Annotated in this window: 21 protein-coding genes; 8 read left to right on the forward strand and 13 right to left on the reverse strand. The window is 65.9% G+C overall.

The window, feature by feature from the left end; genetic code table 11:
• Positions 1-88 precede the first annotated feature (88 nt).
• Positions 89-1,495: a glutamate--tRNA ligase gene (gltX, locus tag N5C88_RS18045; RefSeq protein WP_280015918.1), complete on the forward strand. Its 1,407-nt coding sequence runs from the start codon at positions 89-91 to the stop codon at positions 1,493-1,495.
• 75 nt (positions 1,496-1,570) lie between these two features.
• On the opposite strand, the gene N5C88_RS18050 is transcribed toward gltX, so the two are convergent.
• From N5C88_RS18050 to N5C88_RS18060, 3 genes are all read right to left on the reverse strand, one after another.
• The gene (locus N5C88_RS18050; RefSeq protein ID WP_118932549.1) at positions 1,571-2,770 is read right to left on the reverse strand and encodes an MFS transporter; all 1,200 of its coding nucleotides are present in this window, start codon (positions 2,768-2,770) and stop codon (positions 1,571-1,573) included.
• 97 nt (positions 2,771-2,867) lie between these two features.
• Complete coding sequence (locus tag N5C88_RS18055; RefSeq protein ID WP_054458355.1) at positions 2,868-3,374, reverse strand: hypothetical protein; 507 nt, start codon at positions 3,372-3,374, stop codon at positions 2,868-2,870.
• Between the two features lie 189 nt (positions 3,375-3,563).
• On the reverse strand, positions 3,564-4,463 hold the full coding sequence (locus N5C88_RS18060) for a LysR family transcriptional regulator (protein ID WP_280015919.1): 900 nt from the start codon (positions 4,461-4,463) through the stop codon (positions 3,564-3,566).
• Positions 4,464-4,548: 85 nt separating this feature from the next.
• Between N5C88_RS18060 and N5C88_RS18065 the strand changes: the two genes are divergently transcribed.
• Together N5C88_RS18065 and N5C88_RS18070 are read left to right on the forward strand one after the other, a co-directional pair.
• The gene (locus N5C88_RS18065; RefSeq protein WP_059379047.1) at positions 4,549-5,394 is read left to right on the forward strand and encodes an alpha/beta hydrolase; all 846 of its coding nucleotides are present in this window, start codon (positions 4,549-4,551) and stop codon (positions 5,392-5,394) included.
• Between the two features lie 64 nt (positions 5,395-5,458).
• A complete protein-coding gene (locus N5C88_RS18070; RefSeq protein WP_059379048.1) occupies positions 5,459-6,424 on the forward strand; it encodes a tripartite tricarboxylate transporter substrate binding protein in 966 nt (321 codons plus the stop codon).
• A gap of 43 nt (positions 6,425-6,467) precedes the next feature.
• Here N5C88_RS18070 and N5C88_RS18075 read toward each other — a convergent pair whose 3' ends face one another.
• Positions 6,468-6,917: an Lrp/AsnC family transcriptional regulator gene (locus N5C88_RS18075; protein ID WP_008159001.1), complete on the reverse strand. Its 450-nt coding sequence runs from the start codon at positions 6,915-6,917 to the stop codon at positions 6,468-6,470.
• Between the two features lie 129 nt (positions 6,918-7,046).
• On the opposite strand from N5C88_RS18075, the gene N5C88_RS18080 reads away from it, so the two are divergent.
• The 5 genes from N5C88_RS18080 to N5C88_RS18100 all read left to right on the forward strand — a co-directional run bounded on the left by N5C88_RS18080 (position 7,047) and on the right by N5C88_RS18100 (position 16,854).
• A complete protein-coding gene (locus tag N5C88_RS18080; protein ID WP_280015920.1) occupies positions 7,047-10,553 on the forward strand; it encodes an indolepyruvate ferredoxin oxidoreductase family protein in 3,507 nt (1,168 codons plus the stop codon).
• Between the two features lie 302 nt (positions 10,554-10,855).
• A complete protein-coding gene (locus tag N5C88_RS18085; RefSeq protein ID WP_059379050.1) occupies positions 10,856-13,786 on the forward strand; it encodes a ribonucleoside-diphosphate reductase subunit alpha in 2,931 nt (976 codons plus the stop codon).
• A 20-nt stretch (positions 13,787-13,806) separates the two neighbouring features.
• Positions 13,807-15,006 (forward strand): ribonucleotide-diphosphate reductase subunit beta, encoded by a 1,200-nt coding sequence (locus N5C88_RS18090; protein WP_054458346.1) that lies wholly within the window; start codon positions 13,807-13,809, stop codon positions 15,004-15,006.
• A 422-nt stretch (positions 15,007-15,428) separates the two neighbouring features.
• A complete protein-coding gene (locus N5C88_RS18095) occupies positions 15,429-16,112 on the forward strand; it encodes a histone H1-like repetitive region-containing protein (protein WP_118934848.1) in 684 nt (227 codons plus the stop codon).
• 181 nt (positions 16,113-16,293) lie between these two features.
• The gene (locus tag N5C88_RS18100; RefSeq protein ID WP_054458342.1) at positions 16,294-16,854 is read left to right on the forward strand and encodes a YggT family protein; all 561 of its coding nucleotides are present in this window, start codon (positions 16,294-16,296) and stop codon (positions 16,852-16,854) included.
• 27 nt (positions 16,855-16,881) lie between these two features.
• On the opposite strand, the gene N5C88_RS18105 is transcribed toward N5C88_RS18100, so the two are convergent.
• The 9 genes from N5C88_RS18105 to prmA form a co-directional block, all read right to left on the reverse strand.
• Positions 16,882-18,327, reverse strand: a complete 1,446-nt coding sequence (locus N5C88_RS18105) for a D-alanine--poly(phosphoribitol) ligase (RefSeq protein WP_280015921.1) — start codon at positions 18,325-18,327, stop codon at positions 16,882-16,884.
• Positions 18,328-18,343: 16 nt separating this feature from the next.
• The gene (locus tag N5C88_RS18110) at positions 18,344-19,471 is read right to left on the reverse strand and encodes an MBOAT family O-acyltransferase (RefSeq protein ID WP_280015922.1); all 1,128 of its coding nucleotides are present in this window, start codon (positions 19,469-19,471) and stop codon (positions 18,344-18,346) included.
• A 7-nt stretch (positions 19,472-19,478) separates the two neighbouring features.
• On the reverse strand, positions 19,479-19,688 hold the full coding sequence (locus tag N5C88_RS18115; protein WP_059379055.1) for a hypothetical protein: 210 nt from the start codon (positions 19,686-19,688) through the stop codon (positions 19,479-19,481).
• A complete protein-coding gene (locus tag N5C88_RS18120; RefSeq protein WP_059379057.1) occupies positions 19,685-20,872 on the reverse strand; it encodes a D-alanyl-lipoteichoic acid biosynthesis protein DltD in 1,188 nt (395 codons plus the stop codon). Before N5C88_RS18120 ends, N5C88_RS18115 begins: the two co-directional genes overlap by 4 nt.
• Positions 20,850-21,089 carry an acyl carrier protein gene (locus N5C88_RS18125; protein WP_006226661.1) on the reverse strand — a complete coding sequence of 80 codons (240 nt, stop codon included), beginning with the start codon at positions 21,087-21,089 and terminating at the stop codon, positions 20,850-20,852. The genes N5C88_RS18120 and N5C88_RS18125 overlap by 23 nt, the downstream gene beginning before the upstream one ends.
• A gap of 418 nt (positions 21,090-21,507) precedes the next feature.
• Positions 21,508-22,011, reverse strand: coding sequence for a glycine zipper 2TM domain-containing protein (locus N5C88_RS18130; RefSeq protein ID WP_059379058.1), 504 nt, complete (start codon positions 22,009-22,011; stop codon positions 21,508-21,510).
• Positions 22,012-22,218: 207 nt separating this feature from the next.
• Positions 22,219-23,160: a carbohydrate kinase family protein gene (locus tag N5C88_RS18135; protein WP_118934846.1), complete on the reverse strand. Its 942-nt coding sequence runs from the start codon at positions 23,158-23,160 to the stop codon at positions 22,219-22,221.
• Positions 23,161-23,172: 12 nt separating this feature from the next.
• The gene (locus N5C88_RS18140; protein WP_280015925.1) at positions 23,173-24,534 is read right to left on the reverse strand and encodes a DUF3426 domain-containing protein; all 1,362 of its coding nucleotides are present in this window, start codon (positions 24,532-24,534) and stop codon (positions 23,173-23,175) included.
• A 24-nt stretch (positions 24,535-24,558) separates the two neighbouring features.
• The coding region (prmA, locus tag N5C88_RS18145; RefSeq protein WP_280015926.1) for a 50S ribosomal protein L11 methyltransferase at positions 24,559-25,457 on the reverse strand (899 nt) is incomplete at its 5' end.

A 25,457-nucleotide genomic window follows, 5' to 3' on the forward strand; every position in this document is an offset into this window, starting at 1 on the left:
CATCGTAACAAGACAACCCTGCCCTACGATTGACATGGGCCCAGCCTGACGCCGATTTGTGGCGCCGCAGCCGCTATCATTGCCACCTATGACTTCCAACGCCTCTACCCCCATTCGTACCCGTTTCGCGCCTTCGCCCACGGGCTTCCTGCATCTGGGCGGCGCCCGCACCGCGCTGTTCTCCTGGGCCTTCGCGCGCCATCACAAGGGCACCTTCGTGCTGCGCATCGAAGACACGGACGTCGAACGTTCCACGCCGGAAGCGGTGCAGGCCATCCTGGACAGCATGGACTGGCTGGGCATGCAGCCCGATGAAGGCCCCTTCTATCAGATGCAGCGCATGGACCGCTACCGCGAAGTGGTCGCGCAGATGTTGGCCGCCGGCACCGCCTACCACTGCTACAGCTCGCCCGAGGAAGTGGAAGCCATGCGCGAAGCCGCCCGCGCCCGCGGCGACAAGCCGCGCTACGACGGCACCTGGCGCCCCGAGCCCGGCAAGACCCTGCCGGCCATCCCGGAAGGCCGCAAGCCCGTGGTGCGCTTCAAGAACCCGCAGGAAGGCGCGACCTCCTGGAACGACATGGTCAAGGGCACCATCAGCTTCGACAACACCGAACTCGACGACCTGATCATCGCGCGCCCGGACGGCACGCCCACCTACAACTTCTGCGTCGTGGTCGACGACTGGGACATGGGCATCACCCATGTGCTGCGCGGCGATGACCACGTCAACAACACCCCGCGCCAGATCAACATCCTGCGTGCGCTGGGCGCCACGCTGCCCGAGTACGGCCATGTACCCATGATCCTGGGTCCGGACGGCGAAAAGCTGTCCAAGCGCCACGGCGCCGTCAACGTCATGGAGTACGACAACGAAGGCTATCTGCCGGAAGCCATGGTCAACTACCTGGCGCGCCTGGGCTGGAGCCACGGCGACGACGAGCTCTTCTCGCGCGACCAGCTGGTGTCGTGGTTCGACACCAAGCACCTGTCGAAGTCGGCCTCGCAGTGGGATCCGAAGAAGCTGAACTGGGTCAACGCCCACTACATCAAGCAGATGGACAACGCCGAACTGGCCGAGCGCGTGGCGCCGCGCGTGGCGAACCGCGGCGGCCATCCGGAAAAGATCGATCTGCCGGGCGTCATGGGCCTCTTGAAGGACCGCGCTGAAACGCTGGAGCAACTGGCCGACGGCGCCATGCTGTTCTGCGCCGACTTCAAGGGCGCGCCCGCCGAGTTGGCCGAGCAGCACCTGACCGCGCCCGCGCGCGAAGCGCTGGCCGACTTCGCGCAGCGCGCCCAGGACGCCGACTGGACCCGCGAAGCCCTGTCCGCCCTGATCAAGGCCGTGCTGGCCGACCGCGGCATGAAGATGCCGCAGCTCGCCATCCCCCTGCGCGTCGCCGTCACCGGCCAGACCCAGACCCCGGCCGTGGACGCCGTGCTGGCCCTGCTGGGCAAGCAGACCGTGCTCAAGCGCCTGGCCGCAATCTAAGCGCCTGTCCCAAAAACACCGCGGGCCTTGCTCATTCCAGGATGAGCAAGGCCCGCGGTGTTTTCAGCCGTTCCCTCAGGCTTGCTGGATGGCCGCGCGCACCTTCAATGCACGCGCGAAGAACGCCCCCAGCAAGGGCAACAACGCCGCCGAGCCGCCGAACAGCGCGCCCGGCCCGATCTCGTCGACCACCGCGCCCGCCACGGCCACGCCCACCGCCTGGCCCATGAACAGGCAGGATGCGAACCACGCCACCGCCGTGCCGCGCGCCGACGGCACCATCTGCGTCGCATTCGTCTGCAAGGTGGCATGCAGCAGGTAGTAGCCGAAACCGGCCAGCACGCTGGCCAGCAAGCTCCACATCCAAACCGGACCTAGCAAATACGACAGGAACGCCACGCCCAGCACCAGTCCGCCGGCGATCGCCAGCCCGCGTTCGCCCAGGCGTTTCAGGATACGGCCGGCCACCACCGTATACAGCAAGCCGCCCACGGCATACACGGCCACCAGCGCGCCCGCGGCGGTCAGCGAGATATCGAAGCGTTCATGCAGGTAGGAAGGCGCGAAGGCCAGTGCGCCGAAAACCAGCAGGCCTTCGACGAATACCGTCGCCAGCACGATGCGCGCCCAGGGTGTGCCCAGCACCAGCCGCGCCTGTGCCACGAAGCCCTGGCGCACCGCGCCCGGGTCCACCTGTCCCAGGCCCGAGGCCTGCTGGCGGCGCACTTCCAGCAACAGCAGCACGCCCACTATCAGGTAGCCGCAGACCAGCGCGGCAAATGCCCAGCGCCAGCCCACCGTGTCGGCAAACAGGCCGCCGGCCAGCTGGCCCGCCGACATGCCGAGAATGGTCCCGGTCAGGAAGCGCGCCAAGGTGGCCTGGCGGCGTTCATAAGGAACGTTGTCGCCGATCCAGGCCATCGACAACGGCACGATGCCCGCCCCCGCCGCGCCCGACAGGACGCGGCAGAACACCAGCACGTCCAGCGACCCTGCGGCCACCGCGCCCGCGCTGCCCAGCGCGCAGGCAAAGGTCGCGATGCTGACGACGCGGTACTTGCCGTAGCGGTCGCCCAGGGGACCGAAGAACATCTGCAACACGCCGTAGGCCACGGCGAACGCGGTCACGGCGCGCGCGGCCTGGCCCGTGGTGGTGCCGAATTCCGCCGCGAGCTGCGGCAACATGGGATCACAGATGCGGAAGGCGCTGGCGCTGACGAAAGCGGCCAGGGCAAGCAGCGCGATGGCGCGCGCTTCGGAGGACAGGGCAGGCATGGATGACCGGCTGCGGGCGATGGGTGAAGACCGCACCTTACCGCAGCCCGGCCATCTTGGCTTTGTCGTGGGGCGGAATGTCCGCCCCGCGCAACGCTCAATAGGGCAGGCGATAGCCCGTGGGCATGCGGCGCGCGGTCATGACCTGGCCGCCGTTTTTCAGCTCGCGCATCGTCAGACGGGTCTTCTCGACCTTTTCGACGCGGTAGCGGTTCAGGTAGATCGGATCGTTGGCGTCCACCAGTTCGCCGGCGGACTTGGTGGTCTGCATCGTGTAGATGCCGTCCGCCACGCTCCAGCAGCCGGTCTCGCGCAACGCGGGACGCGTCTTGCGGCCGATCTTCAGCAGGGATTCATAGGCCATGGTGCCATCGGCGGACAGCACGATCAGCGATTGCAGATCGCCGCTGACGTCGCGCGGGCGGCTGTTCGACAGCCAGGTGCCTATCATGGGATCGCCGGCCTTGGCGGGTACGCAGGCCACCGGCTTGGGTGGTTCCGCGGGCTGGGCTTCGGTGATGGTGGCGGGCTTTCTGGCGGCGCAGCCGGCCAGGATCAGAACGGCGCAGGCGACGCCCGCCGTACGCAAATACACACTGCTCATGACTTCCTCAACACGTCTGTCGACGCGCCGCACCGAGCACCCCGGCGCATCCCTCGCGCAGCAAACATCACGCACTCTAAAGAGGCGTTTGCGAAGAATCAACGGCGATCCGCGACCAGTGCAATTGCGCAACAGTAGGCCCCGGAATTGGCCTGTTTTATGGCCGCAAATCGCAAAAATGCGTTGGTTTCAAGCGACAGTGCAGCCGCGTTTCGCGGCCTTCGCGCGCAGCATTTCCTCCATGCGCGCCGCGGCTGGAGACAGGCTGCGGCCGGCCAGCCGGGTGATGCCCAGTTCACGCTCGATGCGCGGGGCGGACAGCGGCACAAAGGCCAGGCCGCGCGAATCCGGCGGCACGCCCAGCCGCGCCAGCACCGTGACGCCGACGCCGCGTTCCAGCATGGCCAGAAGCGACATCATGTTGGAGACGAAGACCTGCCGGTCCAGCATGAAGGCCGCCTGCGGATAGCCCGCAAGCTGGCGATGGGCGATGGTGCCGACCAGAGGCAGGTCCTCGATCTCGCGCCAGCTCACCGATTTGCGCCTGGCCAGCGGATGGCCGCGATGGCAAACCAGGCCGAAGGCGTCGCGCAGCAAGGGCTCGAAGGACAGCCGCCGGTCCTGTGACACCGGGCTGCACACGCCCAGCTCCGCCTCCCCTGCCAGCACCATGCGCTCCACGCCTTCCGAGTTGTCGTCGAACAGGCGCAGCGCCACCGCCGGATAGCGCTCGCGGTATGTCGCCACCAGTTCCGGCAGCCAGTGCGTGGCCACCGTGGCAACCGACGCCATGGTCAAGGTGCCGGCCTCGTTGCTGGCCAGCCCCGACAGCGCGCCCGCCACGCGGTCGTGGTGCTGCACCAGTTCGCGCGCCAGCGGCAGGCAGTCCTGGCCGAAACGCGTGAGCGTGCCGCGGTTGCCTGGTTCGAACAGCGGCTGCCCCAGGCGCTGCTCCATCTCGCGGATGGACAGCGACAGCGCCGGCTGCGAGCGGAAGGCTCGCGCCGCGGCCGCGCGGAAGCTGCGCAGCTCGGCCACCAGCAGGAAGTGGCGGTAGTGCGTGATGGAAATTTCAGGCAACGGGCGCATGACTGACTTCGATTAGTAAAACTTATCTAATCATATGAAAAATAAAGTTTTCTGATAGCACCAGCCCACCTAAGATGGCCGCACCATGAATGCCGACTCGCTGCTCCCGCCTCTTTCCACCCGCGCCGATCCGCTGGATTTCAGCCGCATCGACCAATTGCCCGCGCGCCTCGCCGGTCAGGGCCGCCTGATAGTCGGCGCCGATCCCCAGGACGACAGGCCCGGCCTGCTGTTCGTGCCTGGCGCTTATCACGGCGCCTGGTGTTACGCGCACTATCTTGATTTCTTCGCCCGCGCCGGCCTGGCCTGCGCGGCGCTGGACCTGCGCGGCCACGGCGCCCTGCCCCAGGACGCGGCGTTTACGTCGGTTGGCATCGCCGACCTGGGCCAGGATGTCGTCAGCGCGCTGGACGCGCTGGCTCGTCCCACGGTCGTCATTGGTCACAGCATGGGCGCGCTGCCCGCGCTGCTGGCCGCCAGCCAGCGGACGGTGGCGGGCGTGGTCCTGCTGGCGCCGTCGCCGCCCGGCGACCTGCCCGGCGCGCAAGCGCTGCCGCCCGTCCCTGAAGGCCTGCCACGCCGCGCGCCGAACGACGCCGAAATCCGCGCACGCTTTCTGGCGACCTCGCCAGACCGCGACGTCGCTTCGGTATCGCAGCGCCTGTGCCCCGAAAGTCCGGAAGTGCTCAACGACCGTTATCTGCTGCGCGTGCCCGTCGACGCCGCCGCCATCCGCGCTCCGGGCCTGTGCCTGGAAGCCGGCCTGGACACGCATGACCGCCACCCGCCCGGCCAGGACCTGGCGATCGCGCGCCGCTTCGGTTTTTCCCACGCCGTGCTTGCCGGCCAGCCGCATTGCATGATGTACGCGAACCAGTGGCAAGTCAGCGCCGCCGCCATCCTGGTGTGGCACCGCGGCCAGTTCGACTGATCGCCCCCCGAATACCAACGACAACAACGACAACGACGCGCAACCGCGCCATCAGGAGACAACCATGTTCATACCCCGTTATATCCGTCCGGCCCTGATCGGCGCCGGCCTGCTGCTGGCCGCGGCCTCGCACGCCGCCGGCTGGCCCGAGAAACCCGTGACCCTGATCGTGCCGTCCGCCGCAGGCGGCGCGGCCGACCTCACCGCGCGCACCCTGGCGCAGTACCTGGGCGAAAAGACCGGCCAGACCGTGGTGGTCGAGGACCGGCCCGGCGCGGGCGGCATCGTCGGCACCAACGCGGCCAAGAACGCGGCGGCGGACGGCTACACCTTCCTGCTGTCCACCAACTCCACCCACTCGGCCAACCAGTTCCTCTACAAGAGCCTGCCCTACGACGCGCAAAAGGACTTCCGCCAGGTCGGCATGCTGGGCACCTTCGGCACGGTCGGCGTGGTGTCGCCTGACAGCCCGTACCGCACGGTGCCGGACCTGGTCGCGTACGCCAAGCAACATCCCGGACAGGTCTTCTTCGGCTACTACAGCTCGTCCTCGCAAGTGCCGTCCGAACTGCTGAAGCAGCGCGCCGGCATCGAGATCACCGGCGCGGCCTACAAGAACATCACGCAGATCATCACCGACCTGCGCGGCAAGCAGATCAACTTCGCCTTCGTCGACTACCTGACCGCCATGGGCCAGATCGACGGCAAGGGGCTGATTCCCATCGCCGTCACCGGCGCCCAGCCGCAGCCGGCCTGGCCCACCGTGCCAACCATGGCCACCTACTATCCGGACTTCATCGTCGCCGGCTGGCTGGGGCTGTCGGCCCCGGCAGGCACGCCGCAGGACATCGTGGAAAAGATGAACGCCCACATGCAGGCGGCGGTGAAGGACGAAGCCACCGCCGGCAAGCTGCGCGCCCTGGGCCTGACGCCGGAATCCATGGACGTGGCGCGCTTTGACGCCTTCGTGAAGGAAGACACCGCGCGCTGGAAGGAATGGATCCGGATCTCGGGCATCCAACCCCAATAAATCCGCGGCCCTCCCTATATCTATATAGAGAGGGCCCGTTTATCTACAGCGGCAGGCGCTGCTCGTGCTTGATTTCGCGCAGCGCGACAATGGTGCGCGTCTGCCGTATGCCCGGCATGTTGAACAGGAAGCGGTGCAGGAAACGATCGTAGGCCTCCGGGCTTTCGACCAGGATCTTCAGCAGGAAGTCCGAATCCCCCGTCACCGCGTAGCACTCCAGGATTTCGGGCGCGTCGCGCACCGAGCGCTCGAAGTTCTCGACCGTATTGGCGGAGTGCCGCTCCAGGCTGATCTGCGCGAACATGCAGCCCAGCCCCACCTTGCTGCGGTCCACCTGGGCGCTATACCCCTGGATCACCCCGCTGGCCTCCATCGCCTTCACCCGCCGCCACACCGGCGCGGCCGACAGCCCCACCTTCTCTGAAAGCTGCTGCGCCGAGGCCCGGCCGTCCTCCTGCAAGGCCTTGAGGATGCCGATATCGGTCTTGTCCATCGCTTAGTCTCCTGGTTTTTGTCGAACACGAAACGTTCATTGCGAATTATAGGGATAGCACGATCCAAAAACGCAATAAACCTGATGGCTCGCGAACCTATCATGGTGCCGAAACCAGGAGTATTCACCATGGACGGTACCCCCGCCGCCGAACCCCAGCTGGACCTCGAGTACCAGCTCGCCGACAACCTCACGCGCAGCTCCGGCCGCATCTTCATGACCGGCACCCAGGCGCTGGTGCGCATCATGCTCACCCAGGCCCGGATGGACCGCGAACGCGGCCTGAACACGGCCGGCTTCGTCTCGGGCTACCGCGGCTCGCCGCTGGGCGGCGTGGACATGGCCATGTGGAAGGCGCAGAAGGCGCTGGACGCCAACCAGATCACCTTCCTGCCCGCCATCAATGAAGACATGGCGGCCACCGCCGTCATGGGCACCCAGCAGGCCGGCGTGCGCGCCGACCGCAACGTCGATGGCGTCTACGCCATGTGGTACGGCAAGGGCCCCGGCGTGGACCGCGCCGGCGACGCCCTGCATCACGGCAACGCCGCGGGCGCATCGCGCAACGGCGGCGTGCTGGTGGTGGTGGGCGACGACCACACCGCCGTCTCGTCCTCCATCCCGCATTCCAGCGAGGCCTCGCTGATCGGCTGGCAGATGCCCATCGTGCACCCGGCCTCCATCGACGAATACGAAACCTTCGCGCTGTGGGGCTGGGCCCTGTCGCGCTACTCGGGCACCTGGGTCGCCTTCAAGGCCGTGTCCGAAACCATCGAATGCGGGCATTCCTTCGTTCCCGCTCCTGCCCAGCGCTACGACATGCCGGCGGATCCGGACATGCCGCCCGAATCGCTGGAGTATTCCGCGCGCGACTTCCTGTCGCTGGCGATCGAGACGCGCATGAACCTGCGCATGAAGGCCGTGGCCGCGTTCGCGCGCCGCCACAGCATCGACCGCCTGACCTGTCCGGCGCCCAAGGCCACTGTCGGCATCGTCACGGTGGGCAAGGCGCATCTGGACACCATGGAAGCGCTATCGCGCCTGGGCGTGGACACCGTCACCGCCAATGCGCCGGTGCGCATCTACAAGCCCGGCCTGACCTGGCCGCTGGATGGCGAACGCCTGCTGGAATTCGCGCGCGGCCTGTCGCACATCCTCGTGATCGAGGAAAAGGGCGCGGTGGTCGAAAGCCAGATCAAGGACCTGCTGTTCAACCTGCCGGACCGCCCCTCCGTCATCGGCAAGAAAGGCTTCGACGGCGAAGCGCTGGTGCCCTCGGCCGGCCAGCTGCGCCCCTCGCTGCTGGCGCAGCCGCTGGCCAATTGGCTCAGCCGCGCCGCCGGCCTGCCGCTGGCGGCGGACCTGTCCGCGTTCGCGTGCCAGGCGCCGCTGTCCAACGATGCCGACGGCATGCGCCGCCGCCCCTACTTCTGTTCGGGCTGCCCGCACAGCACCTCGACCAAGGTGCCGGAAGGCAGCCAGGCGCTGTCCGGCGTGGGCTGCCACTACATGGCCGCCTGGATGGACCGCGACACCGGCGGCCTGACGCAGATGGGCGGCGAAGGCGTGGACTGGATCGGCCTGTCGCGCTACACCAAGATGCCGCACATCTTCCAGAACATGGGAGAAGGCACCTATTACCACTCGGGCTATCTCGCCATCCGCCAGGCCGTGGCCGCCAAGGCCAACATCACCTACAAGATCCTGTTCAACGACGCCACGGCCATGACCGGCGGCCAGCCCATCGACGGCCCGATCTCGGTGCCCAGCATCTGCCAGCAACTGCGCGGCGAGAACGTGGCCCGCATCGTCGTCACCACCGACGAACCCGAGAAGTACCAGGGCGTGGACCTGGGCGCCGGCATCAAGGTGCACCACCGCCGTGAACTGGACGCGCTGCAGCGCGAGCTGCGCGAGATCCCCGGCGTGACCGTGCTGATCCACGACCAGACCTGTGCCGCCGAGAAGCGCCGCCGCCGCAAGAAGAACCAGTTCCCCGACCCGGCGCGCCGCATGCTGATCAACAGCGCCGTCTGCGAAGGCTGCGGCGACTGCGGCGTGCAATCGAACTGCCTGTCGGTGGTGCCGCTGGAAACGCCTTATGGCCGCAAGCGCGCCATCGACCAGTCCAGCTGCAACAAGGACTATTCCTGCGCCGAAGGCTTCTGCCCCAGCTTCGTCTCCGTGATGGGCGGCAAGCCCAAGAAAAGCGCGGCGCCCAAGGCCGACCAGGAACGCCTGCAGAAACTGATCGCGCAGTTGCCCCTGCCGGCGATGCCTGCGCTGGACCATCCCTATCGTCTGCTGGTCGCCGGCATGGGCGGCACCGGCGTCATCACCATCGGCGCCATCGTGTCGATGGCGGCGCATCTGGAAGGCCTGTCCGCCGCGGTGCTGGACCTGACCGGCCTGGCTCAGAAAGGCGGCACGGTGGTCAGCCATATCCGCCTGGCGCCTGCCGGCGCCCCCGCCGGCCCGGTGCGCCTGGACTGGCAGCAGGCCGACGCCGCGATCCTGTGCGACCCGGTCGCCTCCGTGGCGCCGGACTCGCTGGGCGCGCTGCGCCGCGGCCACACCCAGGTCACGGTCAACAGCTACGTCGCGCCGGTCTCCGACTTCACCCGCAACCCGGACGCGGCCATGCGGCCCGAAGCGCTGCTGGCCAAGATCCGCCACGCCGCGGGCGAGTCCAACACCGTCGCGATCGACGCGCACGAAGCCGCGCTGGCGCTGTTCGGCGACAGCATCCTGTCCAATATGTTCATGCTGGGCTATGCCTGGCAGCGCGGCGGCGTGCCGCTGTCGCAGGCCGCCATCAACCGCGCCATCGAACTCAACGGCGTGGCCGTGGCCGCCAACCGTGCCGCCTTCGACAGCGGCCGTCTGGCGGCGCACCAGCCCGACGCGCTGGAAGGCGCGCTGCGCCCGCGCGCCCAGGTCGTGCAACTGCACGTGCCCGAATCGTTCGAGCGCGCCGTCGCCCGCCGCGTCGAAGACCTGACCGCCTATCAAAACGCCGACTACGCCCGCCAGTTCCAGGACGTGGTCGAGGCCGTCGCCGCGCGCGAGCGCGAATTGGCGCCCGACGCCAAGACGCCGCGCCTGGCGCTGGCGGTCGCGCGCGGCCTGTTCAAGCTCATGGCCTACAAGGACGAATACGAAGTCGCGCGGCTCTACACGGGCGCCTCCTTCCAGGCGCAGTTGCAGGGCCAGTTCGAAGGCGACTACAGCCTGCGCTTCCACATGGCCCCGCCCATCTTCGCCCGCAAGGACCCGCGCACCGGCGTGCCGCGCAAGATGACGCTGGGCCCGCGCACCATGACCGCGCTGAAAATGCTGGCGCGCCTGAAGGGCTTGCGCGGCACCTGGTTCGATCCCTTCGGCCATACCGCCGAGCGCAAGATGGAACGGGAGCTGGTGCGCGAGTACCGCCAGGCCATAGACCAGTTGCTGGCAGGGTTGACCCGCGACAAGCTGGCCCAAGCGGCTACAATCGCCGGCCTTGCAGAAACCATCCGCGGCTTCGGCCACGTGAAGGCTGCAAACGTCGAGAAGTATCGGACGGAGTTGGGCCGCTTGATGCAAACCTATACGGCGCCTGCCCCGCGCGATATGCCCCTGCGGAAGACCGCATAAACATTCGCTCCGAGCGGCACCTTCCTGGGCGCGCCTTGCTGGGCGCGCCTAGTGCATTTGGTAACAACCTTTTGTGAACTTCGTCTTATTTTTTTCTTGTCCCTGTCGTACTCGATCACTAGAATTAGTGTCCAACGAGGGGTGCTACACTATATGTTGTGGTCGCCTAAGAGCTGATTCCCGTCGGCCACGCCTTTTGGACTAAGCCGTCCTAGCGTTACGACCCCCTCAAAAGATCCGATTTTGTACCTGACATGACGCCGTCATGTCGCTATCTACGCGCTTTTCGCACAGGAGCTTCCATGCAGACTACGATCGCCTCTGTGACCCGGCCCTCGGCCGTGCCGCCCTCCCAAACCGATTCCCCTGCTGACGCCAACGGCGGGCAATGGGCCAGCTACAACATCATTCGCCGCAATGGCTCGGTGGTCGGGTTCGAACCCAACAAGATCGCCATCGCCATGACCAAGGCCTTCCTGGCCGTCAACGGCGGCCAGGGCGCGGCCTCCGCGCGCGTGCGTGAGCTGGTCGAGAACCTGACCGGCCAGGCCGTCAACGCGCTGGTGCGCAACCGCCCCAACGGCGGCACCTTCCATATTGAAGACATCCAGGACCAGGTCGAACTGGCCCTGATGCGCTCGGGCGAACACGACGTCGCCCGCGCCTACGTGCTGTACCGCGAAAAGCGCACGCAGGAACGCGCGGCCGCCGCTGCCGCCGCCGACAACCAGGAAAAGGCCGCCGCCCCGCAGGAACACGTGCTGAACGTGACCGACGCCGGCGTGCGCCGCCCGCTGGATCTGGCTGAACTGCGCGCCACCATCGAAGCCGCCGGCGAAGGCCTGGCCGAATTCATCGACACGGAAGCGATCCTGAAGGAAACGGTCAAGAACCTGTACGACGGCATCCCCGTCGACGAAGTGTTCAAGTCCGCCATCCTGTCCGCGCGCGCGCTGGTCGAAAAGGACCCGGCCTACAGCCAGGTCACCGCCCGTCTGCTGCTGCACACGATCCGCAAGGAAGTGCTGGGCGAAGAAGTCTCGCAGGACGGCATGGCCGCCCGCTACGCCGAGTACTTCCCCACCTTCATCGCCCGCGGCATCGAAGGCGGTCTGCTGTCGCCCGAGCTGGCCAGCTATGACCTGACCAAGCTGGGCCACGCCCTGAACGCCAAGCGCGACCTGCAGTTCGGCTACCTCGGCCTGCAGACCCTGTACGACCGCTACTTCCTGCACATCCGCGGCACACGCATCGAACTGCCGCAGGTGTTCTTCATGCGCGTGGCCATGGGCCTGGCGCTGCGCGAAACCGACCGCGAAACCCGCGCCATCGAGTTCTACGAGATCCTGTCCTCGTTCGACTTCATGAGCTCGACGCCGACGCTGTTCAACTCGGGCACGCTGCACTCGCAACTGTCGTCGTGCTATCTGACCACCGTCTCCGACGACCTGGAAGGCATCTACGACGCCATCAAGGAAAACGCGCTGCTGGCCAAGTACGCCGGCGGCCTGGGCAACGACTGGACCCCGGTGCGCGCGCTGCGCAGCCACATCAAGGGCACCAACGGCGAAAGCCAGGGCGTCGTGCCGTTCCTGAAGGTCGTCAACGACACCGCCGTCGCGGTCAACCAGGGCGGCAAGCGCAAGGGCGCTGTCTGCACGTACCTGGAATCGTGGCACCTGGACATCGAAGAATTCCTGGAACTGCGCAAGAACACCGGCGACGAGCGCCGCCGCACGCACGACATGAACACGGCGAACTGGATTCCCGACCTGTTCATGAAGCGCGTCATGGAAGGCGGCGAATGGACGCTGTTCTCGCCGTCCGACTGCCCCGACCTGCACGACAAGTATGGCCGCGCCTTTGAAGAAGCCTACGTGGGCTACGAAGCGCGCGTGGCCAGCGGCGAACTGAAGCTCTTCAAGAAGATGCCGGCGCTGAACCTGTGGCGCAAGATGCTGTCGATGCTGTTCGAAACCGGCCACCCCTGGATCACGTTCAAGGATCCTTGCAACATCCGTTCGCCGCAGCAGCACGTCGGCGTCGTGCACAGCTCGAACCTGTGCACCGAGATCACGCTGAACACCAACGAATCCGAAATCGCGGTGTGCAACCTGGGTTCCGTGAACCTGGTCGCGCACATGAAGCCGGCTGCCGGCGGCGGTTTCGAACTCGACCACGACAAGATCAAGCGCACGGTCAGCATCGCCATGCGCATGCTCGACAACGTGATCGACATCAACTACTACGCCGTCGACAAGGCCCGCAATTCCAACGCGCGCCATCGTCCGGTGGGCATGGGCATCATGGGCTTCCAGGACTGCCTGCAGATGATGCGCGTGCCTTACGCATCGCAGTCCGCCGTCGAATTCGCCGACCGTTCGATGGAAGCCGTGTGCTATCACGCGTACTGGGCCTCGAGCCTGCTCGCTGAAGAGCGCGGCCGTTATCAATCGTATGAAGGCTCGCTGTGGTCGCGTGGCATCTTGCCGCAAGACACGTTGAAGATGCTGCGCGATGAACGCGGTGGTCACGTTGAAGTTGATGAGTCGAGCACGCTCGATTGGGATACGTTGCGCGCGCGCATCAAACAACATGGCATGCGCAACTCCAATTGCATCGCAATCGCCCCAACCGCGACTATTTCCAATATCATTGGTGTATCTGCGTGCATCGAACCCACTTTCCAGAACTTGTACGTCAAATCGAATCTCTCCGGCGAGTTCACGGTCGTTAACGATTACCTCGTGCGTGACCTGAAGAAACTCGGTCTCTGGGACGAAGTCATGGTCGCCGACCTCAAGTACTTCGACGGCAGCCTGTCCCGCATCGATCGCGTACCTTCCGAACTCCGCGACCTCTACGCCACCGCGTTCGAAGTCGAACCGAGCTGGCTGGTTGAATGCGCGTCGCGTCGCCAGAAGTGGATCGATCAAGCACAGTCGCTGAACATCTACATGTCGGGCGCGTCGGGCAAGAAGCTGGACGACACCTACAAGCTGGCCTGGAAGCGCGGCCTGAAGACGACCTACTACCTGCGTACGCTTGGCGCCACCAGCGCCGAGAAGTCCACGGGACGCGGCGGCGAATTGAACGCCGTCTCGGCGGGCGCACCGTCCGCGGGTCCTGCTGTCGCTGCTGCACCTGTTTTGCCGGAACCCGAAGTTCTCGGGGCGGTTTGCACCATGCGGCCGGGCGACCCCGGCTTCGAAGAGTGCGAAGCCTGCCAATAACCGCCTCCGGAGAATGAATCATGATTAATTGGGAAGACGACACCATCGCCACGCAACCTGCACAATCGCCCGCACCCGCGGCGGGCGGGCAGGCTGCGCCCGCCGTCCGGGCGGCGACCGGTGTTTTCGGCGACACCGCCATGCCCACGCCTGCCGCGCCTGAACACGCGGCTGGCTTGGCCGCCAGCGGCTCCGCCACCTCGCAACGCGTGAAGGTTGCCGACAAGCGCATCATCAACGGCCAGACCGACGTCAATCAGCTCGTGCCCTTCAAGTACAAGTGGGCATGGGAGAAGTACCTGGCGACTTGCGCCAACCACTGGATGCCGCAAGAGATCAACATGTCGCGCGACATCGCCCTCTGGAAGAACCCGAACGGGCTCACCGAGGACGAGCGCCGCATCGTCAAGCGCAACCTGGGCTTCTTCGTCACCGCCGACTCGCTGGCCGCGAACAACATCGTGCTGGGCACCTACCGCCACATCACGGCGCCCGAGTGCCGCCAGTTCCTGCTGCGCCAGGCGTTTGAAGAAGCGATCCACACGCACGCCTATCAATACATCGTCGAAAGCCTGGACCTGGACGAAGCGGAGATCTTCAACGCTTACAACGAAGTGCCGTCCATCCGCGCCAAGGACGAGTTCCTGATCCCGTTCATCGACGCGATCGCGGACCCCAACTTCAAGACGGGCACGCCCGAAGCCGACCAGACGCTGCTGAAGTCGCTGATCGTTTTCGCTTGCCTGATGGAAGGCCTGTTCTTCTACGTTGGCTTCACGCAGATCCTGGCGCTGGGCCGCCAGAACAAGATGACCGGCGCCGCCGAGCAGTACATGTACATCCTGCGCGATGAATCCATGCACTGCAATTTCGGCATCGACCTGATCAACACCGTCAAACTGGAAAATCCGCATCTGTGGACGCCGGAATTCCGCGAAGAAATTCGAGAACTCTTCCGCAAAGCGGTCGAACTCGAATACGCTTACGCCGAAGACACGATGCCGCGTGGCGTGTTGGGCTTGAACGCACCTATGTTCAAATCCTACCTGCGCTTCATCGCCAACCGTCGTTGCCAGCAAATCGGTATCGAACCGCTGTACCCGCAGGAAGAAAATCCCTTCCCGTGGATGGCGGAAATGATCGATCTTAAAAAGGAACGCAACTTTTTTGAAACTCGCGTGATCGAATACCAAACCGGTGGCACGCTGAGCTGGGAGTAAAAGCAGTACGTCATCAGGCCCGGCGCGGGCACGCTCCAGATGCAAGGAGCGTCGCGTTCGCGACAGGCTTGATGATGTTCTCCCTGGTCAGGGTGTTTTGCCGCCGGGCCGCCCCAAGGCAAAACGCGCCCCCTCGGGGGCAGCAAGCCGAAGGCGCGGCGTGGGGCATTCGAACACACGTAGAACAAGCGGTCGGCGGTCTGTGATCAGGTCGCCTGCCGGCGCCATTTGAAATGGCTCGCGCCAAAGGAGCGGGGGCCATATCAAATGGCTGTGCCGAATTCATTAGCGCAAACCGTAGTAGCTGTTGCTCGCACAGAACAGCGGCTTGCGCCGATGAATAGCCCGGGCACGATGCGCCTTGTTGGCGGATCGGGGCACGGGTTTAAGTTCTGGGACCCCTGAACCTAAGGAGCATGACCATGGCAACAGCCAAGAAAGCCGTAAAGAAAGCGGTGAAGAAGCCCGCCGCCAAGAAGGCAGTAGCGAAGAAGGCCGCACCGGCCAAGAAAGCTGCCGTCAAGAAGGTAGCCGTCAAGAAAGTCGCTGCCAAGAAGCCGGCAGTGAAGAAGGTTGCCGCCAAGAAGCCGGCAGTCAAGAAGGTCGCCGCCAAGAAAGCGGTAGCCAAGAAGGCCGTCGCCAAGAAGGCCGTCGCCAAGAAAGCGGTAGCCAAGAAGGTTGTCGCCAAGAAGGCCGTGGCCAAGAAAGCTGTCGCCAAGAAGGCGGTTGCCAAGAAAGCCGTAGCCAAGAAGGCGGTTGCCAAGAAAGCCGTCGCCAAGAAGGCCGTCGCCAAGAAAGCGGTAGCCAAGAAGGCCGTCGCCAAGAAGGCTCCTGCTGCCAAGAAGGCGGTTGCCAAGAAGGCCGTAGCCAAGAAGGCGCCTGCCGCCAAGAAGGCTGTTGCCAAGAAGGCCCCCGCTGCCAAGAAGGCTCCTGCCGCAGCCAAGCCTGCTGCTGCCAAGAAGCCTGCTGCCGCCAAGAAGCCCGCTGCGAAGAAAGCCGCTCCGAAGAAGCCCGCAACGCCGCCGTCCACGGCTGCTGCTCCGGGCGCGAAGACCGCGCTGAACCCCGCCGCGTCGTGGCCGTTCCCGACGGGTGGCCGTCCTTAATCCGGACGGTTCGAAGCACTAGCTTCGCAGAGCCGCCTGGCCTAGGCCGGGCGGCTTTTTCGTGTCCGCGCGGCCCGGCATCGGCCAGCCTCGTCCAGAACGGCGAGCCCGCGCGGCCCGCAGGCGATTTTTCGCCTGGGCATGCGACAATTGACTCCTCTTTTTCAGGGTGACCGTGTCCATGCTCGATGAAATCTTGCGCTTCCTTCTCGAAATCGTGTTCACGCTGTTCGGCGCGGCGCTGATTGCGCGCGCCTGGATGCACGCGATACGGCTGCACCCGTTCAACCCGTTGTCGCGCTTCATCTACCAGGTCACCAACTGGCTGGTGATGCCCTTGCGCAAGATCATTCCCGCCGGCAACAAGATCGATTGGACCAGCCTGGTCGCTGTGTGGCTATCCGCGCTGGTCTATCTGGTGCTGATCTGGCTGGTGGTGATCGGCGCGCTGATTCCGCTGGATTACTTGCCCAGGGTCATGGGCTCGGCGTTGATCATGGCCGTCAAATGGGCGCTGAATCTGGTGGTGTGGCTGACGCTGATCCAGGCCGTGCTGTCTTGGGTGAATCCGATGGCGCCCATGATGCCGCTGCTGCAGGCGCTGACCGCGCCCATGCTGGACCCCATCCGCCGCCTGCTGCCGCGCACCGCGATCGACTTTTCGCCGCTGGTGCTGCTGATCGTCGCGCAGGTGCTGTTGATGGTGCTGTCCAACATCAGCCAGCGCATGGTGGGCCTGTAAAGCGGCGGGGCCGCGCCCCGCCAGCCCTTACGCCGGAATGCCGGCGTAGATCTCGACCAGCTTCTTGCGGTCGATCTTGTGATTGTTCGACATCGGCAGCGCCGGGCAGGCCACCAGTTCGGACGGCACCATGTAAGGCGGCAGGCGCTGTGCCAGCCGCTCTTTCCAGCCCGCCAGCGCCTCAGGCGCCAAAATGCGCGGCGCCTGTTCCGCTTCCGCTCCCGCCACGAATCCGATCAAGCGCACCGCGGTGCCGTCAGGCCGGCGCAACACCGCGCAGGCGCCGCCCTCCACGCCCGGCAGACCATGCAACGCTTCGTCGATCTCCGCCAGCTCGATGCGATAGCCGTTCAGCTTGATCTGGTCGTCCATGCGGCCGCGGCAGAACAGCAGGCCGTCGCCCTCCATCTGCCCCAGGTCGCCCGTGCGGAAGGCGCGGCGGCCATCGGCATAGGTGTAGAGCTTGGCTTCGTTCAGGTCCGGGCGATTCAGATAACCGCGCATGACGTGGTCGCCCACGATGCAGATCTCGCCTTCGTCCACGATCAGCACGCTATCCGGCTTGGCATGTCCCACGGGCAGCGGATCGTGCGCGGCCAGGACCGCGTCGGTGACTTCGATCCAGGTGGTCGCCACGGTGGCTTCCGTGGGGCCATAGGTATTGAGGATGACGGCATCCGGGAAACGCTGGCGCAGCTTCTTGGCCAGCGCCGAAGGCAGCGGCTCGCCGCAGAACAGGAAGGTGCGCAGCTTGGGCAAAGAGGCCGGCGAGAAGTCGCGATTGGCCAGCTGCTGGTGCGCGAACGACGGCGTGGAGACCCAGACCGTCACGCCGTGTTCGGCCAAACGGGCCATCCAGGCGGCAGGCGCGGCAATCTGCTCGCGTGCGTTCAGCACGCAGCAACCGCCCGCGGCCAAGGTGGCGAAAACTTCGTACATGGACAGGTCAAAGCTGAACGGCGCCTGGTTCATGAACACGGGCGCCTCGCCCAGGCCGAAGCTGCCCAGCATCCAGTCGCCCAGCAGACCCACGCTTTCGCGGCCGATCTGCACGCCCTTCGGGTCGCCCGTGCTGCCGGACGTGAACATCACGTAGGCCAGGCCGCGCTCTTCCAGCATGGCGCCCTCGCCCGGCGTGAAGCGGCCGCTGGCCGCATCGAACACGGCGGCGGCGCGCACGATCTCGACGATGCGGCGCAAACGCTCTTGCGGATAGATGGTATCCACCGGCACAAACGGCGCCCCGATCAGCAAAGCGCCCACCATGGCGACGAAGAACGCAGCTTCCTTGTGGCCATAAATGGCCACCGGCACGTCCGGCGCCACGCCATGCCTGCGCGCCTCGTCGGCCCAGGCGCCGGCCTCGGCGCGCAATTGCGACCAGCTCAGGCTGCGGTCTGCGGCGACGACCGCAGGCGCGTCAGGCACATATTCGGTATCCGTGAACTGGAAAGACTTCAGATCGAAACGCATGCCGAAACTCCCGGCGTCAGATGGGACTGCGGCCGCTGAACACATATAGCGCCAGCGCAGCAAGAATCAGGGTGAGCACGCGCCCGAGAAAGCGCATGACGGGTTGCGCCAGCGCAGCCTGCAAGGCCGGACGGGTGCGCGCCGCGTTGATCAGCAGGTTGTGGCCAACCGAGTACGCACCGAACATCAGGCCGCTGACGATGTAGTGCAGCGACAGGCCGTTCCAGACGCCCATGGCCAGCAAGGTCGCGAAGATGCCGATGTTCTGCGCCGCCATGCGGTGGCGTCCGAAGAACTTGGTCTTGCTCAGCGCCTTGTAGATGGGCATGAACACCACGTCGCGCAGCCACTCCGACAGGCTGATGTGCCAGCGGCGCCAGAAGTCCTGCGGATTGAGCGTGGCCAGCGGATTGCGGAAGTTGATCGGCAAAGTGAAGCCGAACAGCATGCCGATGCCGATCGCCATGGTGGAATAGCCGGCGAAGTCGAAGAACAGATAGGCGCTGTAGAGCGAGGCGTTGAGCGCCACGCCGGTGAATGAGTAATCATGCGCGTCGAGCGTCGCCAGGCCGTAACGCCAGATGAGTTCGGCCACGCCGAACTTCTGGATCACGCCCAGCATGATGAGCTCCAGGCCGCTGAGCCAGGTGTTCAGGTTCACGCCTTCATAGCCGCGCTTCAGGTCCGCCTGGAAATTGCGCCAGCGGTACATGGGACCGGCCAGCAGCGTCAGCGGGAAAAACAGGTAGATGAAGTAGTCCAGCGGCGACACGCGCTCGTTGCGCTGCGCGAACAGCAGCACGTCGATGGCGCGGAACGTGGCAAACGACAGTCCCAGCATGGAGCCCAGGTGCGAGACGCCCGTCTTCACCAGCAGCAGCGGCGTCATGGTGATGATCACGGCCAGCCAGGTGGGGATGTAGTTGCGCCGCACCGCCCACAGCGCGCTGCCGGAAATGGCCAGCAAGGCGATGGGTTGATACGGACGCGCCCAGAACACCGCCATCCACACGCCCAGGCAGATCACGCCGATGATGTGGCGGTAGCCGATACGGAACGGCATGCCGAAGGAACGGTAGGCCAACAGTCCCAGGCCACCGCACAGGGCGCCGCCGAAAAAGCTCAAGCTTGCGAACAATTCCATGGCGGGCTCAGAACTGTTGGTATTGGAATTCGACCTTGATCGGCCCGCCGCTGCCCGTGGTGGGCTGCGCCTGCAGCACGAACACCAGGATCACGCCGATATACAGGCACAGGTGCCAGAGAAAGCGGCGGCCCCAGGCGGCAGCCGCCTTGCGGCTTTCCTGCCCTTCAACAGCGCGGCCGGCCTCTGGCGCGGCCGCGGGAAGAATCTTGCTCATCGGGAAAAGTACTCCGCAATACCTTGATCGGCCATGGCCCAGCCGAGTTCGGCCAGGTGCATGTCGTCGCGCAGCATGCCCGGCTCGAAGGGGATGCTGTAGAGATCCAGGCAGCCCATCTGGTAGCGCTCGCACATGCCCGTGATGGCGGCCACCACCGGGTCGAAGCGCTCCACGTCCAGGATGAGCTTGGGATTGAAGGGCTGGATGACGAAGTAGGCGTGGACCTTGCGCTGCTGCAGCAAGGCCATCACGCGCGACAGATCGCCGAGTTCCGTGCGGGTGATCGGGTCAACGTCGGCAAACTCGTTGCGGGCGGGCGAGTACAGCGGCGCCAGGTACTGCTTGTAGTAGTCGTCGCGCACGTCGTAGGGGTTGTGCCCGCCCAGATCCTGCTCGACCGCGCGCGCCTGATGCGTCAAACGCCCCCACTCGCCCTGGTCAAGGCGGGCGGCCGACGGCCACGACACGTAGCGGTGCGCCGGCACGGATAGCTTGGTACGCGGACGGTCGGGCGCGGGTTCCTTGCGCGCGTGCCACCACAGCGCCAGCTTGTCCTTCAGCTCTGCGACCTGACCGTTGGCGATGAGCCACAACAGGCCCCAGTTGGCGTTGTCGCTGATCCAGGTCTGCATCTGCTCGCGCGTATTGGGCTTGTCCCAGAGGCGATCCCAGACCGGGCCTGTGACATGCTCGGCGAATGCGCTGCGCGGCAACTGTCCGCCCGAAGCGAACCAGGCCGGCGACAGCATGATCACCAGCCGCGTGTTGGGCGTGAGCGAGTCCGCCACCGACTCCAGCACGCTGACGATGCCGTAGGACTGGAACATGGCGTGGCCATAGGCCAGCGTCGGCACCTTCAGCTCTTCGGGGAAGAAGCGGTAAGGCACGAAGCGCAGGTCGTGGCTGGACAGTTCGGACGAGCCGAGCACGACCAGCGTGCCATCGCTCAGCGCGTTGCCCAGGCGGTTCAGGTTGACGTGCTGGGTGCCCCAGTCCGGTCCCAGGTTGGGCAGGTAGTTGCTCTTGGCGGCGGCCGCGGCCGAAGGCGACGACATGGGATTCACGATGCGGCTCAGCAGATCGTCCGCGCCGCAATACGTACCCACCGCCAGAGCCACCGCCGTCGCGGCTGCCGCGACGTGAGACAACAGCCGAGTATTACGAAGTATGGGCAGCGACATAGCCGGCAAGCGTGCGGACCGACTGTAGGTGCTCCGCGATCTCGGGAGCCGGGATGCTGCAGCCGTACTCCGACTCGACCGCCAGCGTGATGTCCACGGCGGCGAGCGAATCGACCAGGCCGGTAGCAATCAACTGCGTATCGGGGGTGACTTTCTTCATGACGATCGACTCGACGATCTCGCCGATCTTGGTGTGGAGTTCTTGCTCGGTATGCATAGATAGTGCGGCGTTACAGGCCTGATCGGCCAACAATCCCCCGCCCCCGGGATTCAGGACGACGAGATTACAAAGAAACTGCTGAAACCAGGCTGAACATCCAGCCCCCCGACAAACGACGTTCCGATGCACTCAGTTACATGATTTTCGCAATGCGACGTCGTTCGCAGGCGCAATCATGGCACTACGTTCGTCAAATCTCCATGACGCTTTTGGAGGAAATCGCGAGAAAACGCTGGCAAACGTAACGTTCGCGGGTAAGTCCCTGGGCGCGGCGTTGCGGCCGAGCGACAGATTTTTACGCTTGCGCGGCTTCTACCGCCTTGCCCCCGTTTTCGCCCGATGCCGCCGGCAACAAAAAAGCCCCCTGACGGGGGCTTTCTCGACTGGCCGCGCCGCAAGCGGCGCTGGACAGTAATTACATCGGCGTGACGCGGGTCGGGCCGGCGCCGCTGATCACCTGCACGCGCTGGCCCACGCTGATGGGCACATCGGCTTCCTGCGCGACAACGCGGGTTTCGCCGTTGTCCAGGCGCACGGTGATTTCGTAGCCGGAATTCTTGCCGGTCTGGTTCTCGATGGCATTGCCTGCCAGCGCGCCCAGGATCACGCCACCCACGGTGGCGATGGTGCGGCCGGTGCCGCCGCCGACGGCGTTGCCCGCCACGCCGCCCAGCGCGCCGCCGGCCACCATGCCGACGCCGCTGGACTTGTCGTTCTGGATCACGATGGGACGCACGCCAGTGACCGTGCCGGTACGGACGATCTGCTCGCGCTGCGCCTGGTCATAGCTGTAGACGCCGCTGGACGCGCTGCGGTTGGCGCAGCCACCCAGGACCGCCATCGAGGTCACGACGGCGGCGATCGCGAGCCAGCGCCCCGCGCGCGGCGTCACCAGGGAAAAAGTTTTGCTTTGATTCATTTGGACTCCTCGATCGGCCGTTGCCGACGATGTACTCATCATACCCTGACCCCGAATTGGGGCCAGCGATGCTGCAACACACTGAAACGCACCGCCAGAAGCTGAAAAACCCGGCGAAAAGCTCGGCTGGTCAAGACGCCGGAACAGCGCGTCTTCATCCCTTCCCAACGCTTCGACCTCAGCTCAACTGCCGGGTTCCCGAGGGTCTCAGAGCGGCAGATGAATGCCGTAAGTCGCGTGCAGCACGGCGTCGATCTCGGCGCGCGAGGGTGCATGATTCTGCGGTCCGCGCGAAGCGATCTTGATGGCGCCCATGACGTTGCCCAGACGGCAACTGTCTTCCCAGCCCCAGCCGCTGGTCAGGCCGTAAAGCAGGCCGCCGCGTTGCGCGTCGCCACAGCCGGTCGGGTCGACCACCTGCGCCGCGCGCACCGGCGGGATCAGGATGGTCTTGCCTTCGGTCAGCAACGTGGCGCCTTCCGCGCCGCGCGTCACCACCACCGCCTGCAAGCTGCGGGCGATGTCGTCCATGCTGCGACCCGTGCGCTGCTCCACCACGCCGGCTTCGTAATCGTTCACCGTCAACGCCTGCGCCAACTTGAGCATGCGCTCCAGGTCTGCCCCGTCGAACAGCGGCATGGCCTGGCCCAGGTCGAAGATGAACGGAATGCCGCGCTTATGCAGGCGCTCGGCATGAGCGAACATGCCTTCCTTGGCGTCGGGCGCAACGATGGCCCAGGCCGCATCGGCGTCGCTCAGATCGTTTTCCGCCGCGTGCGACATGGCGCCCGGATGGAAGGCGGTGATCTGGTTGTCGTCCAGATCGGTGGTGATGAAGCACTGCGCGGTGAACGTTTCCGGAATCACCTTCACGCGGCTGACATCGATGCCCAGGCCCGCCATGCGCTCCATGTACTCGCCCGCGTCTTCGCCCACGGTCGCGACGGGCACGGGCTTGCCGCCCAGCAGGTTCATGTTGTAGGCGATGTTGCCCGAGCAGCCGCCGTATTCCTTGCGCATGCTGGGCACCAGGAACGACACGCTCAACGACTGGATGCGGTCGGCGAGAATGTGTTCCTTGAAACGCCCTTCGAACACCGCGATGGTGTCGAACGCCATCGAACCGCAAACCAGAACTGGGGTAGCCATGCGAGTCATCCCTTAAGGAAAGAATTTATTGATTTGAAAGCCATTGACCTGGACGCCAGTCACTTCGATCGGCACGGAAATCTTCAATTCGCCCTGAGGCGCGAAAGGACCGCGCAGCTGCTCGGGCGTCAGATAATCTTCGGGCTTGAGCGCGCGGCGCACCACCACCGTATCCGACAGGTCGTTCAGGTCCAGCATCAGGGCGGGCCAGTGCTGCGGCTTGTCGTGACGGTTGCGCATCACCACCGTCAGCACCAAGCGGCTGCGGCCGTCATCGATCGCTGCCGCGCCGGTCGGCGGCTGCAGCGACGAGGAGGTGATGTGAATGAGTTCCAGGCGGCGCGCGTATCCCACGGTGCAGCCCAGCGGCTGGCACGCCATCTCCAGCGCCGGCCGCAGAATGGGCACGGAATTGGCGATATCGGTGCGGTACGCGTACACCAGCTGCAGGCCCAGCGCGATCAGGCCGACCAGGCAGGCATAGCCCCAGACCTTGCGCAACAGGCCTTGCCGCTCCTCTCGGTCCTGATCCAGGAACTCGGGCGGCGCGCGGCCCACGTCGGTGGCGCTGGAATAACGCGTGCGGGTGTCGCCCAGCACGGGCTCGCCAGCGTCTTCGCGGCCGGGGCCGTGATCGTCGCGGTAGTCTTCCCGGTAATCGCCGAGGTCCTCGTCGCGATGCTCGTCGGCGTATTCGTTGTCGTATTCGTCGTCGCGCGCTTCGTCGCGCACATCGGCGCGAGCGCGGCCTATGGTGAAGGACGGCTCAGCGAGCGGGCCGCGCGCGGCCGTATCGGCATGATGCCCCGCCCTCGAAACGGCGGGCGCAGTCCAGCGCAGCGGATCCTCGTCAGCGTCGATGTCGTCGTCGGCCAGGTCGTCCGACTCATGACGCCCCGCATCTTCCTCGCCTGGTATCGGTTCGGCGCGCCGGCGGATATCGTCGCGGCCGCGCAGCACGGCAGGCGGCACCGCGGGCGCACCATAGGGCGCCGCCACGGGCGCGCGCGGCGGTTCCGGCTCGTCGTCCCAGGGCGGGATCTGTGAAAAATCCACCGCGGGCGCGGGACGCGCAGCCGGCGGCGCGGCGGGAGGCACAGGTGCAATGGGGGCTGCCGGCACCTGCGGCGCAACAGCCGCTGCCGGCGTCGCCAGGACCGGTGCGGCCTGGCTGGCGGCGGGTGTCACCGGCATCGGCGGCGCGGCGGGCGGCACGGCTTGCGGCGCCGCTCCGGCGGCCGGCAATAGGCAGGCGCGCCCGTCGAACACGGTCGAGCAGGCGCCGCAGCGCACCAGGCCATTGCGGACCCGTAGCTGGTCAGGCACCACCTTGAAGGTGGTGCCGCACTGCGGGCAACGGGTGGTCAGGGCCATGGCGCGATCCAGCAGCGGCAGCGCTCAGGCCTTCTGGCCGTGCAAGCACACCCAGCCGTCGCGCGCGCGCCAGACCGACATGGCGATCCAGGGCGCGTAGGCGGCGGCCACTTCCTCGGCCTGCCGCTCCAGCACGCCGGACAGCACCAGATGACCGCCCGCGGCGACGCGTCCGGCCAGCATGGGCGCCAGCACCTTCAGGGGGTTGGACAGGATGTTGGCCACCACCACTTCGAAAGTGCCTTCCGCCAGTCCATCGGGCAGCATGGCTTGCAGCTCGACATGGTTGACCTCGGCATTGAAGATGGTGCTCTGCACCGCCTGGGCATCGATGTCCACCGCCTGGGTCGGGCCCGCGCCCAGCTTGCGCGCTGCGATCGCCAGGATGCCCGAGCCGCAGCCGTAGTCCAGCAGCGTGGCGCCGGCCGGCAACTCGGCTTCCAGCCAGGCCAGGCACAGATGCGTCGTGGGATGGCTGCCGGTGCCGAAAGCCAGGCCCGGATCCAGCTCGATGTGGATCGCGCCTTCCTGGGTGGCGGCGTCCGGCTCGAAGGCCGGCACATCGGGGTTGTCGCGGTGCCAGCTGGGCACGATCCACAGGCGTTCGGCGATATGGATGGGGCCGAACTGCGACTGCGTCAGGCGCACCCAGTCGGCGTCGGGCACGTCGCGCAGGCTCCAGCCCTCGAACACGGCGGGATCGAGTTCGCCCGCGGCGGCGGCTTCTTCCATGATCTGCGCGGGATCGGCTCCGTCGGGCAGCAGGGCGACGACGCGATTGCGGTCCCAGGCCTGCACGTCGGGCTCGGTGCCCGGCTCGCCGAACAAGGGGCGTTCGTCATCGGTGCCCAGGTCGGCATCTTCGACGGATACCGACAGCACGCCTGCTTCCAGCAAGGCGTCCGAGAGGGCTTCGGCTTGCG

The organism is Achromobacter sp. GD03932 (genome assembly GCF_029839485.1).
Classification (GTDB): domain Bacteria; phylum Pseudomonadota; class Gammaproteobacteria; order Burkholderiales; family Burkholderiaceae_B; genus Achromobacter; species Achromobacter bronchisepticus_A.